Origin of the sequence: Pseudomonas sp. DWP3-1-3b3, from assembly GCF_049896305.1 — a bacterium.
Taxonomy (GTDB): domain Bacteria; phylum Pseudomonadota; class Gammaproteobacteria; order Pseudomonadales; family Pseudomonadaceae; genus Aquipseudomonas; species Aquipseudomonas azotoformans_A.
In genome coordinates, this window is sequence record NZ_JAFCUA010000002.1 from 274,834 (window position 1) to 286,930 (window position 12,097).

10 protein-coding genes are annotated in these 12,097 nt (G+C 62.0%); 3 read left to right on the forward strand and 7 right to left on the reverse strand.

What is annotated here, in order from left to right; translation table 11 throughout:
- Positions 1-12: 12 nt before the first annotated feature.
- From ACP7BX_RS07630 to ACP7BX_RS07645, 4 genes are all read right to left on the reverse strand, one after another.
- Positions 13-2,460 (reverse strand): TonB-dependent siderophore receptor, encoded by a 2,448-nt coding sequence (locus ACP7BX_RS07630; RefSeq protein ID WP_426127253.1) that lies wholly within the window; start codon positions 2,458-2,460, stop codon positions 13-15.
- 132 nt (positions 2,461-2,592) lie between these two features.
- Positions 2,593-3,540 carry a FecR family protein gene (locus ACP7BX_RS07635; protein WP_426127252.1) on the reverse strand — a complete coding sequence of 316 codons (948 nt, stop codon included), beginning with the start codon at positions 3,538-3,540 and terminating at the stop codon, positions 2,593-2,595.
- Positions 3,537-4,070, reverse strand: coding sequence for an RNA polymerase sigma factor (locus tag ACP7BX_RS07640; protein ID WP_426127250.1), 534 nt, complete (start codon positions 4,068-4,070; stop codon positions 3,537-3,539). Before ACP7BX_RS07640 ends, ACP7BX_RS07635 begins: the two co-directional genes overlap by 4 nt.
- A gap of 205 nt (positions 4,071-4,275) precedes the next feature.
- Positions 4,276-5,334: a hypothetical protein gene (locus ACP7BX_RS07645; RefSeq protein ID WP_038850646.1), complete on the reverse strand. Its 1,059-nt coding sequence runs from the start codon at positions 5,332-5,334 to the stop codon at positions 4,276-4,278.
- A 240-nt stretch (positions 5,335-5,574) separates the two neighbouring features.
- Here ACP7BX_RS07645 and ACP7BX_RS07650 point away from each other — a divergent pair, with 240 nt between their 5' ends.
- On the forward strand, positions 5,575-6,966 hold the full coding sequence (locus ACP7BX_RS07650; protein WP_038850649.1) for an L-cystine transporter: 1,392 nt from the start codon (positions 5,575-5,577) through the stop codon (positions 6,964-6,966).
- A 96-nt stretch (positions 6,967-7,062) separates the two neighbouring features.
- Here ACP7BX_RS07650 and ACP7BX_RS07655 read toward each other — a convergent pair whose 3' ends face one another.
- The gene (locus ACP7BX_RS07655; RefSeq protein ID WP_426127248.1) at positions 7,063-7,575 is read right to left on the reverse strand and encodes a dihydrofolate reductase; all 513 of its coding nucleotides are present in this window, start codon (positions 7,573-7,575) and stop codon (positions 7,063-7,065) included.
- A 69-nt stretch (positions 7,576-7,644) separates the two neighbouring features.
- Here ACP7BX_RS07655 and ACP7BX_RS07660 point away from each other — a divergent pair, with 69 nt between their 5' ends.
- The gene (locus ACP7BX_RS07660) at positions 7,645-9,015 is read left to right on the forward strand and encodes a DUF2868 domain-containing protein (RefSeq protein WP_426127246.1); all 1,371 of its coding nucleotides are present in this window, start codon (positions 7,645-7,647) and stop codon (positions 9,013-9,015) included.
- A complete protein-coding gene (locus ACP7BX_RS07665; protein ID WP_426127244.1) occupies positions 9,008-10,375 on the forward strand; it encodes a DUF3482 domain-containing protein in 1,368 nt (455 codons plus the stop codon). Before ACP7BX_RS07660 ends, ACP7BX_RS07665 begins: the two co-directional genes overlap by 8 nt.
- Here ACP7BX_RS07665 and ACP7BX_RS07670 read toward each other — a convergent pair.
- The gene (locus ACP7BX_RS07670; protein ID WP_426127242.1) at positions 10,372-10,926 is read right to left on the reverse strand and encodes a phosphonate degradation HD-domain oxygenase; all 555 of its coding nucleotides are present in this window, start codon (positions 10,924-10,926) and stop codon (positions 10,372-10,374) included. The genes ACP7BX_RS07665 and ACP7BX_RS07670 overlap by 4 nt on opposite strands.
- A complete protein-coding gene (locus ACP7BX_RS07675; RefSeq protein WP_426127240.1) occupies positions 10,926-12,059 on the reverse strand; it encodes a TIGR03364 family FAD-dependent oxidoreductase in 1,134 nt (377 codons plus the stop codon). The genes ACP7BX_RS07670 and ACP7BX_RS07675 overlap by 1 nt, the downstream gene beginning before the upstream one ends.
- Positions 12,060-12,097 lie beyond the last annotated feature (38 nt).

Consider the following 12,097-nt stretch of genomic DNA (forward strand, 5'->3'; position numbering starts at 1 on the left):
TTCCGGTTGCACTCAGAACTGCGGCGTGTAGGTCATGGTGAACATCACATTGCGCGGGTCGCCATAGTAGTTGCTGCCCCAGTTCGCGTTGTAAGCCGGGATGTAGTACTTCTTGTCGAACATATTGTTCAGGTTCGCCGCGACGGTGAATTCCTGGTTGATCTTGTAGGCCACCCGCGAATCCCAGAGTGCATTGCCCGGCACGCTGAAGGTGCGATCGTAGGCGACGGTGCTGCTTTGCGCCGTCACGCCAGCGCCGACGCTGACCTTCTGCCAGTCCCCTGGCAACTGATAATCGCCCCACACCTTGAGCAGGTGCTTGGGCGTCCAGGTGCTGAAGACCTTGCCTTCGTAGGTGTCGTCCTTGAGGAACTTGGTGGTGTTGTAGGTGTAGCTGGAGACCAGTTGCAGACCCGGCAGCACTTCACCGCCCAATGTGGCTTCAAAGCCCTGGCTGCGGACCTTGCCCGACGCCACCGAGCAGTACCAACCATTGCAGTTCATCGGCCCTTGCAGATCCTGGACTGCACGGTTTTCCTGGTCATAGCGGAAGATCGCAAACGAGGTGTTGAGGCGACCATCGGCCAGTTCACCCTTGATGCCCAGCTCGTAGTTCTTACCCTCGATAGGCTTGAGCAGCGAGCCGGAGGTGGTCAGGTTGGTTTGCAGCTCGAACGCATCGGCGTAGCTGGCGTAGGCCGACCATTGATCGTTCAGGGCATAGACCAAGCCAGCATACGGGGTGACCTTGCCGGATGTTTGCGTGGTGCTATCCTCGGCAGCGCCGTATACGCCCTGGCGACCAGCCTGACCGATGTAGGAGTACTCGTACCAACTGGTGCGCGCGCCGAGGATCAGCGTCAGCGGGTCCAGCACCTTGACGCGCCAGGTGCCGTAGATGCCTTTCTGGCGAATGTCATACCAGCTCTTCGAGGCGTTCCCGGCCTGAAACAACTGGTATTTGTCGCGCTGCACACGGTTGTGGTCGATGTTGAAAATATCCGCGCCATTCGTTGCCGCCCGCGCCCACTGGTCGTCGGTGGTGAGTTTGGAATAGTTGGCGCCAAGGACCATTTCCTGTTGGAACCCCAGGCCGTCGAACTTGCCGTTGACATACACATCCGCGCCGCGGCTTTTGGTATTGAAGTCGGTCACCCAGTCGATGTAGCGCACATTGCCCGTGTCGCCGGGGTTGGGGACGGTATCCCACGTCGCCTGGTAGGTCGCGTCGTTGTGTTCGTCCATTGCCACCAGCGCAGCCTTCACTTTCCAGTCATCGTTGAAACGATGCTCCAGGTCGGCGAACACCTGAGTCTGGTTGTTGACGGCACGGTTCCAGCTGGCGCCGACAAAGGTCGAACGTGGCAGGCCGATATCGCTGCCATTGGCGTAGCGGGGCAACGACATGAAGTTGGGGCGTGAGTGGCCTTTCTGGTTGCTGATGCCCACGCCCACGGTAGTGTCTGGCGTGAAGTCGTAGTCGACGGCGCCATAGACGGTCTGGTTCCAGCCGCCCGCGTAGTCGACGAAGGAGTTGGTGGTGTCGTAATCCGCCACAAACCGGCCGCGCAACGTGCCTTCCGGGTTGAGCGGGCCGCCAGCATCGACTTGGGTGCCGTAGTGGTCCCATGAGCCGGCCTTGGCGGTGATGGTCACGGTCGGCGCCTGCTGGCCGCGTTTGCGCACCAGGTTCAGGGTGCCACCGGGGCTGTTGGCGCCTTGCAGCAAAGCGGCCGGGCCGCGCAGGGTTTCGACGCGGTCGTAGATCGCCATGTTTTCGGTGAGGTAGCTACCCAGCGTGTAGGTGTTGCGCGGGATACCTACGCCATCGTATTGCAGGGTGCCTATTTCAAAGCCACGGGAGAAGATGAACATGCCAGGGCCGGGAGATTTGGTCGCCGTCAGCCCGGGCGTGCGCTTGACCACTTCGGACAGTTTGGTGGTGTTCTGGTCGTCCATCTGCTTGCGGGTCATGACGCTGACCGACTGCGGGATGTCCTTGAGTTTCTGCTCGCCCTTGCCCAGGGTCACAGCGCCCGTGGTGTAGGACCCCGTACCTTCGGTGGTGGTGCCCAGGCGTTCGGCGCTGATGGTGGTGGCGCCGACTTCAAGGGCGCCGCCTGTGTCCACGCGCTTTTCCAGGGTGACGGTATCCGCGTTGATAAACGCTGCGCTCAACCCCGTGCCGCCCAGCAGTTGGCCCAAGGCTTCACGTTGCCCCAAGTTGCCCTTCACGCCCGGTGACACAACACCTTGAGTCAACTCCCCCGACACCAACACCTGCACCCGTGTCACCGCCGAAAACGCTGCCAGCGCACCGTCCAGGCTCTGCCCCGGAATATCAAAACGGTAGGTCTGTGCCTGAGTGGTCTCAGCGGCCTGCAAGTACAGCGGTGCAGTGCCGCAGGCCAAGGAAATGGCCAGTGCCAGCAAGGGCCGTGCGGCGTATCGGTGTGCCATGGATGGTGCTCCCCGGTGCAAAAAAGTCTGTGATCGGCGCTGCACTACTTGAGAGTGCTTACTATTTACGCCTCAGTGATCAAGGACGATGCCCTGTGGGAAAACCCTGAAAATATTTTGAGAAAATTGTGCTCAGGACGCTTTGCCTTCGCGCAACACCAGCAAATACGGGGTGTAGTGCTCAGCCTGCAGGTTGAGGGTGTATTCCAGCGCCTTGATCACGGCGTCGGGTTTGTCGATTTCAAACACGCCAGACACCACGCGATTGCGCAGCGCCTCCCCCAGCACCAGAGTCTTGCCGGGCCAGTAGCGATTCAACTCGCTGACCACTTCCGACAGTGGCTGCTGGCGGAACACCAGTTGCCGTTGGCGCCAGGCGAAACCGCTGGCCGGGTCGAAGCCGTGGACCTCGGCAAGGCGATGGTCCTGATACTCCACCGCCCGGCCTGGCTCCAGGAAGACCGGATCACCAGTGCCCGCACTGACCTGCACTTTGCCCTGCGCCACCTGCACCCGCGTCTGCGCATCGCGCCGCGCCACACTGAATTGGGTGCCGACCACCTTCACCCAGCCATCACCGGACTGCACCACGAAAGGTCTTGCCGGGTCCTTGGTCACGCTGAAAAACCCTTCACCACGCAGCAGACGAATCTGACGTTCACCGTCGCTCATGCGCACTTGAATCGCGCTGTCAGTGTTGAGTTGCAACTGGGAGCCATCGGCCAGTTCGACGGTGCGCGACTCGCCGGTGCGGGTGGCGTAGTCCGCGCGCAGGCGGTCGAGCCAGGGGGTGTTCTGTACGGTCAGCCCCACCGCCAGCAGCACGGCGGCCGCACAGGCCCAGCGTCGCACCGGCTTGCGCCAGGCCGCCTGTTCGGCACGGCGGATCACCCGCGCCGGTTCACGCAAACCGCCGAGCATGGCCTGCACTTCCTGCCAGGCGTCATCTTGAGGCTGGCCCTGCCCGAGCCAGGCGGCAAAGGCGTCCATTTCGGCGGCCGTGACATCTTCGGCCTGTAGGCGGAAATACCAGCCAGACGCTTCTTCGAACAATTCGTCGGCAGTAGGTGTAGCGATCATGACCGACGTCCTTGTGTGTCGCTGGCGAGCCGCGTCTTGATGTAGGCGCGGCATTCAATCAAGGCGCGACGCAGTTGGTATTCCACACTGCGCGGGGTGATCGACAGGCGTTCGCCAATCTCGCGGTAGGAAAGTTCGTCGACATGATAGAGCAGGAAGATCTGCCGAGTCGCCTCGGGCAACGCCAGGATCGCGTCCTGCATCAATTGCTCCTGCTGATAGGCGGCCAATTGCTCATCGGCGCCAGGGTTGGTACACGGCAGTTCTTCACTGGGCTCACCGGCGTCCAGGCGCTCGCGGCGGATGGCCTGGCGTTGGTGGTCACGCACCAGGTTGCTGGCGATGGTAAAGAGGAACGCGGGGAGGTTGTCGATCTTCTCGCCGGAGTCCAGGCGGGCCAGGCGCAGGAACGATTCCTGGGTCAGGTCGGCAGCCACCTGGGCGCTGCCAGTGCGGCGGGTGACGAAGGTTTCGAGGGCTTTCTTCTGCTCCGCGAACAGGCGCGCGATCTGCGAATTCCAGGAGGACACAGCACTACCTTGAAAAGAACGGAGGGTTCAGGAGGCGTGCACGCTAGCAGAGGATGAGATTGGTTCGCAATTGATATCTATTTTTGCTGTGAGGTTTTGGGTGTTTTTGAGGTCGCTATCGCAGGCAAGCCAGCTCCCACATTTTGACCGTGTGAACCCGATCAAGTATGGGAGCTGGCTTGCCTGCGATGCGGGCGACTCGGTATTACTGAATCTCGTCAGGCTTGACGATCACCCAGTTCTTGTCCGCCGTCACCGGCAACCCTTCCTTGGCCTGCGCCGCCGCGTGCTTGGCGATCATGCCGTTCAGTTGGGTCATGTATTTGTCCTTGCGGTTGATCCACAGGTGGATGCCGCCCTTGGCCACGTCCACATCGTGAAACAGCATGTAGCCGTCGCTGGTCGGCGTGTCGCCACCCACCAGTACCGGCTTTTTCCATTCGTCGATGTAGGTGAGGATCGCCGCGTGTTTACCGGCCATCCAGGTCGCCGGGGTCCACAGGTACGGGGTGAGTTCCAGGCCGAGGTTGGCCTTCTCGTCATAGTTGCCAGCGCTGATCTGTTTGCGCGCAGTGGTCAGCTCGCCGGTCTTGCGGTCTTTGAGCAGGGTGGTCACGCCGATGACGTTCTCGGGTTTGACGTTGTAGCCGTACTTCGGATCGGCGGCGACCATGCGCACCAATTCTTCCGAGGCGGCGGTCATCACATACACCTCGATACCGTTTTCCATCAGCTTGTTGTAGAGCTCGGCCTGGCCGGTGAAGACTTTCGGCGGTTGCACTTCGGATTTTTTCACCACGTCGCCTTCAAAATAGCTGACGGGCACGGGCTTGCCGGAAGCCATCAGCTCATCGACCTGCACTTTGAGTTCCTTGAGGGTGAACCCCGAAAACACCTGGGCGACCCACGGGTAGCAGACCATGTCGTCCACTTCGCAGAGGCGATAGTAATAGCTGAACAGACTTTCCTTATGGTCGGCGGTGTCTTTGAACGGCATAAGCTTGAGCGACGGATCAAGGCTGTCGCGGGTGATCAGGCCTTTGTTTTCCATGTAGGGCAGCAGGGATTCTTCGAGGTCGTAACGGTAACTGGTGTTATCCATGTCGAACACCGCGAAGTTACCCTTGTTGGCGTTGGCGGCGATCATTTCGTTCAGTTGCTTGGCGGCCGGGGCCGGCCAGTGTTTCAACTCGGTGGCGGCCATGGTTTGGCCGGCAAGGCCAAGGCACAGCGCGGCGGCAAACAATCTCGAAGCGAGCTTCATAAACGTTTCTCCCTGAGTGAAAGACATCGACGCTAACAAATCCCTGTGACAGTTATCGCCCGAGCGCGACCGCTTGCGTCGTGATCGCGCCAACGGCATGTGCCTGAGCGTCAAACGCTTATTCCAAAAACGACAGTCGCCATTCCATATCGGTATTAAATCAATATATTTCAAGCTGTTAGGCTTTCCGGTTCGCAATCGCAGGCTCACGCGATTGGCTGCCTTCTCAACGGAGCTTCAATGAATCTGCCCCTGATTCTCAACTTACTGGTGTTCGTGGCCCTGTTGCTGGGCCTGGCACAAACCCGTCGTACTAACTGGAGCCTCGCCAAGAAGGTGCTGTTCGCCCTCGTGCTCGGTGTGGTGTTCGGCACCGTTCTGCACACGATCTATGGCGATGGCAACCCGGTGCTCAAGGCCTCCATCGGCTGGTTCGACCTGGTCGGCAACGGCTATGTGCAACTGCTGCAAATGATCGTGATCCCTCTGGTATTTGCCTCGATCCTCAGCGCCGTGGCACGCCTGCACAATGCCTCGTCCCTGGGCAAGATCAGCTTCCTGACCATCGGCACACTGCTGTTCACCACGGCGATTGCGGCGCTGATCGGTATTGGCCTGACCAACCTGTTCGGCCTCACCGCCGAGGGCCTGGTGGCCGGCACCCAGGAAATGGCGCGCCTGCAAGTGATCCAGAGTGATTACGCGGGCAAGGTCGCCGACCTGAATATCCCGCAGCTGCTGCTGTCATTTGTGCCGGCCAACCCGTTTGCCGACCTGGCCCGGGCCAAGCCGACCTCGATCATCAGCGTGGTGATTTTCGCCGCCTTTTTGGGGGTTGCCGCGCTGCAATTGCTCAAGGATGACGTGGAAAAAGGCCAGAAAGTCCTTAACGCCATCGACACCCTGCAAGCCTGGGTAATGCGCCTGGTGCGCCTGGTAATGAAGCTCACTCCCTACGGCGTACTGGCGCTGATGACCAAGGTGGTGGCCGGTTCCAACCTGCAAGACATCATCAAGCTCGGCAGTTTTGTGGTGGTGTCGTACCTGGCGCTCGGCCTGATGTTCGTGGTGCACGGCCTGCTGCTGTCCGTGGCCGGGATCAACCCGCTGCGTTTCTTCCGCAAAGTGTGGCCGGTGCTGACCTTTGCCTTCACCAGCCGCTCCAGCGCGGCGGCGATCCCGCTAAGCATCGAAGCGCAGACCCGTCGCCTGGGCATCCCGCAGTCCATCGCCGGGTTTGCTGCCTCGTTTGGCGCGACCATCGGCCAGAACGGTTGCGCCGGTCTTTATCCTGCGATGTTGGCGGTGATGGTAGCGCCGACCGTGGGCATCAACCCGCTGGACCCGCTGTGGATCGCGACCCTGGTGGCGATTGTGACCTTGAGTTCGGCAGGCGTTGCCGGCGTGGGCGGCGGTGCAACCTTCGCCGCGCTGATCGTACTGCCGGCCATGGGCTTGCCGGTGTCACTGGTGGCGTTGCTGATTTCCGTAGAGCCGCTGATCGACATGGGTCGTACGGCGCTGAACGTGAATGGTTCGATGACGGCGGGGGCGATTACCAGCCAGGTCATGGGGCAGACGGATAAAGCGCTGTTGAATGCCGATGAGCATGCTGAGTTAGCGCAGGCCTGATAGACCCCATTCGCGAGCAAGCCCGCTCCCACATTTTGACCGCATTCTCATGTTAGAACTCGGTCAAATGTGGGAGCGGGCTTGCTCGCGAAGCTCTTAGGCTTTTTCCCAGACTTCGAAGTTGTAAGCTGGTTTGTCGCCTTCCGCTGGGTTCTCGCGGTTCGACACCAGCCTCCACTGGTTCAAATCAAACTCCGGAAACCAAGCATCCCCCTCCGGACTCAACGCCACCCGCGTCAAATACAGGCGATCCGCCTGCTCCAGCCCCTGCGCATACAACTGTGCACCGCCGATCAGCATCAGCTCGTCCACGCCCTGCTCCAGTGCCCACGCCTCGGCGCGCTCCACCGCAGCCTCCAGCGACGGAAAAACTTCCGCACCTTCAAGCGCCAGATCGGTCTGACGGCTAACCACCAGGTTCAAGCGCCCTGGCAGCGGTCGACCGAGGGAGTCCCAGGTCTTGCGCCCCATGATGATCGGCTTGCCCAGGGTGGTGGCCTTGAAATATTTGAAATCCCCCGGCAAATGCCAGGGCATGCTGTTGTCGACGCCGATCACACGGTTTTCACCGAGGGCTGCGATCAGGCTTAAAGGGAGAGTTTTTTTCATGGCGACGAGAATACCAGAGCCCCGAGCCAGGGGTTATGCTCCAGGCTCACAAACACGACAGGACAGCGCGTGACTCCTCTGCACACACTCTGGCTGACAGAAACCGTGCGCCTGCGCGAAGAACACGCAGGCCCCCTGGAAGACCTGGAAGCCAACCGCCTTGCGCGCACGGCCGGTGGGAACCTGCCAACGCGCATCCAGCAACGCGCCTTGCACCTGGCCGAGCGCGACGGGCTCACGAATGCCCTCACCCGCTGGTTGCAAGGTGCACGTCTGGCGTTGGTGCTGCTAGCGATAGTCGCCGTGATCAGCGGCGCTGGGCTGGCGTCTGCCGCATTGGGCAACGGCCTGACGCCGGTCAACGTGTTCTGGGCGCTCGGCAGCTTGCTCGGGTTGAATCTCATCCTGTTGATCAGTTGGGCCCTGGGCCTGCTGTTTGCTGGCGAACACAGCGCCAGCCTGGGGCGACTGTGGTTGTGGCTCAGCGAAAAGCTCGCCCGTGATGCCAAGGCTGCACAGTTGGCGCCAGCACTTTTACTGTTGCTGCAACGGCAAAAACTCAATCGCTGGGCCGTGGGCGTGCTGGTCAACAGCCTGTGGTTGCTGGCCTTGCTCAGCGCCATGATGATTCTTCTGACGCTACTCGCTACCCGCCGCTACGGCTTTGTGTGGGAAACCACCATTCTCGGTGCCGACACCTTTGTCGCCGTCACACAGGCCCTCGGCACCCTGCCCGCGTTGCTGGGTTTCAACGTGCCAACCGTCGAGATGATCCGCGCCAGCGGCGACTCTGCCCTGAATATCGAAAGTGCCCGCCAAGCCTGGGCCGCCTGGTTGGTCGGTGTGCTGCTGGTCTATGGCCTGCTGCCCCGCCTGATCCTCGCCTTACTGTGCCTGTGGCGCTGGAAACGCGGGCGCGCCGCCCTGCGCCTGGACCTCAACCTGCCCGGCTACAGCCAATTGCGCGAGCGTCTGATGCCGAGCAGCGAGCGCCTTGGGGTCAACGATGCCGCGCCCGAGCAACTGCACCCCATCAGTGGCGGCGTCAGTGAGTTGGAAAGCGACGGCGCCCTGCTGGTCGCCATCGAACTGGACGACCAACATCCCTGGCCACCCAAGCTGCCCCCCAGCGTGAAGAGCGCCGGCATCCTCGACAGCCGCGAGTCACGCCACAAGCTGCTGGAACAACTCACGCGCTTCCCGCCCGCCCGCCTGGCCATCGCCTGCGACCCACGCCGGTCGCCGGATCGTGGGAGCCTCGCGCTGATCGGCGAACTCGCGCGCAGCGCCACCGCCACCCGCGTCTGGTTGCTGCAAGCCCCGCCCGGCCAGGCGCTGGACGCCGAACGCCTGGGCGACTGGCACGCCGCGTTGCAGCAACTTGAGCTGCCGTTCGCCGATTGCGCGCCGTTGAACTGGCTGGAGACGGGTCATGACTAAGCCGCTGAAACTCGCCGTGGTCGGCCACACCAATGTCGGCAAGACCTCATTGCTGCGCACGTTGACCCGAGACGTGGGCTTCGGCGAAGTCTCCCATCGCCCCAGCACCACCCGGCATGTCGAAGGCGCGCGCTTGTCGGTGGATGGTGAGGCTTTATTGGAGTTGTACGACACACCCGGCCTGGAAGATGCCATCGCTCTGCTCGATTATCTGGAGCGCCTGGATCGCCCCGGTGAACGCCTTGACGGCCCAGCCCGCCTGGCGCGCTTCCTCGATGGCAGCGAAGCACGCCAGCGTTTCGAACAGGAAGCCAAGGTGCTGCGCCAACTGCTGGCCTCCGACGCCGGCCTGTATGTGATCGACGCCCGCGAACCGGTGCTGGCCAAGTACCGCGACGAACTGCAAGTGCTGGCCAGTTGCGGCAAGCCGTTGCTGCCGGTGCTTAATTTCGTCAGCAGCAGCGACCACCGCGAGCCGGACTGGCGCGAAGCCCTGGCTCGCCTGGGCCTGCATGCGCTGGTGCGATTCGACAGTGTGGCGCCACCGGAAGACGGTGAACGTCGGCTGTATGAAAGCCTCGCGCTGTTGCTGGAAAGCGCACGGCCACAGTTGGAACGCTTGATTCTTGATCAGGAGGCCCAGCGCCAGGCCCGCCAGCAAAGTGCTGCTCGATTGATCGCAGAATTGCTGATCGACTGCGCCGCCTGTCGCCGCAGTGTGGTTACCGAAGATGAGCAACAAGCCATCAGCGACCTACGCAAAGCCGTGCGCCAACGTGAACAGAAATGCGTGGAAGCCCTGCTCAAGCTGTTCGGCTTCCGACCGCAGGACGCCGCCGCCAGCGACTTGCCCCTGCTCGACGGGCGCTGGGGCGATGACCTGTTCAACCCGGAAACCCTCAAGCAACTGGGCGTGCGCGTCGGCGGCGGGATCGCCGCAGGGGCGGCGGCCGGTGCGGGCGTGGATTTGTTGGTCGGTGGATTAACGCTGGGCGCCGCCGCCCTGGCCGGTGCAATTGCCGGTGGCGCACTGCAAACCGCGCGCAGCTATGGCAGCCGGTTGCTGGGCAAAATCAAAGGCCAACGCGAGCTGACCGTCGACGACAGTGTGTTGCGCCTGCTCGCCCTGCGTCAGCGCCAGTTGCTCAAGGCCCTGAACCTGCGCGGTCATGCGGCGATGCACAGCATCAAGGTCGACACGCCCCAGGACAAGACCTGGCGCGAAGGCAAGTTACCGGAGGCCCTGCACAAGGCTCGCGCCCACCCGCAGTGGTCGTCCCTTAATCCGCACGCCAAGCTGAGCCAGGCCGAACGCCAAGAGCAGGTCGAAGCCCTGGCCCAACGCCTGGACGAAACCTAAGCTGCCAACATCTGCCGGGCCTTGGCCTTGAGCACATCTAGGTCAAGCACCGGCACGTGCATCTCCTTAGCCTGCTCATCCCAATGGCGCATGCGCAAACTCACCGTGTACAACGGGTCCTGTTCAAACGCCTGGGCCTCCTCGGCGCTCATCACGCCACCTTGATACGCCAGGGTGCGGCGGCTGGCTTCGCTCAGGCGCGCGTAATAGTCCGGCTGGCTGAAGGTCAGGTAGCGCTTGGCCTGCACGTGATACTCCACCAACTTGGCCATGCGCTCACTGAACCCTGCACGACGCAGATAATCCGCGCCCAGCCGTTCATGGCTGACCACGCCATAACCGCCCATGTTTTCCCCGCCTTGGCCGCAGATGTGCCCGATGTCGTGGAAAAACGCCGCCAACACCACCTCGTCATCAAAGCCTTCGGCCATGGCCAACTGCGCAGCCTGGGACATGTGCTCGATCTGCGACACCGGCTCGCCGATGTAATCCGCGGTGCCGTGCTGTTCATACAAGCCGAAGACGTCGGCGATGGTCTGTTCCGGGTTCATCACGCCGCTCCCCACAAGGTACTGATATTGCGCTCGGCCATCGCCGGCCCCACGCTCATGCCGACGCCGGTGTGCATCAACGCGGCGCTCACTCCCGGCGCCGCACGCAGGAATGAAAACGGTCCCGGCCCCCGCGAGCCATACACACCCTGCCAACGCTCGACCACCTGGATTTTGCAGCCCAGGGTCTGTTCCGCCAGTTCGATCATCCAGTCATCCACTTGCTCGGTATTGAAGGGCGAGGCGTCGCTGCCGTAGTCATGGGAATCACCGATGATCAGTTCGCCATGGGGCGTCGGGCTGATCAGCAGGTGAATGCCGTGTTCGTGCAGGTGCGGTGCATCACGCAGGATCTGCGCCTGCACCGGCGCCGCTTCCGGTAAGTCGGCGAAAGCGCCGTAATGCACGCAGCTCAAGCCGGTGAGCAACGCGTGTTGCAGGTTCAGGTTGACCGCTGGCCGCGCGCGCAGCATTTGCAGGCGGCAGATGCTCGGGTTGAGTTCAGCCATCGCTTCGGCCAGCAGGGTTTGATAGTCGTGACCTGAGCACACGATGATTTGCTCACCGCGGAAGCTTCCCGCCGTGCTGTGCAACTGATCCGGCTCGACGTCGCGCACCAACGTGGAGAAGTAAAACTCCACCTTCAGTTCTTGCGCCAGGTAGTTGATCAGCGCCGGGATCGCTTCACGGGAATACAGTTGCTGGTCGTCCTTGCCGTGCAGCGCAGCGCGGTGATGACGGAACTGGCCGCCATACAAGTCCTTCATCGCCGCGCCTTGCAGCAATTCGACGTTGTAGCCGTGCTCTTTTGCACGCCCCTCACAGAAGGCTTCCAGCAAGTGTTCTTCCGCTTCGGTGCGGGCGAACAGGTACGCGCCGTTACGCTTGAGTTGCAGCCCGGCGACCTGCGCCCAATGGCCCCAGATTTCACGGCTTTCCCGCGCGAGGTCGAGCATCGGCCCCGGCGGTTGGCCGGTGACCAAGGCTTGGCCGAAGTTGCGTACCGAGGCGCCCAGTGGCGTGGCGCTGCGCTCGAACACCTTGACCTTGAGGCCGCGCTTGGCGGCGGCGAAGGCGTGGGACAGGCCGAGGATGCCGGCGCCCACGATCAGCAGATCGCTGTGGTGTGTCATGAAGTGATGTCCTGTATTCGAAGCCGCCTTCGCAGGCA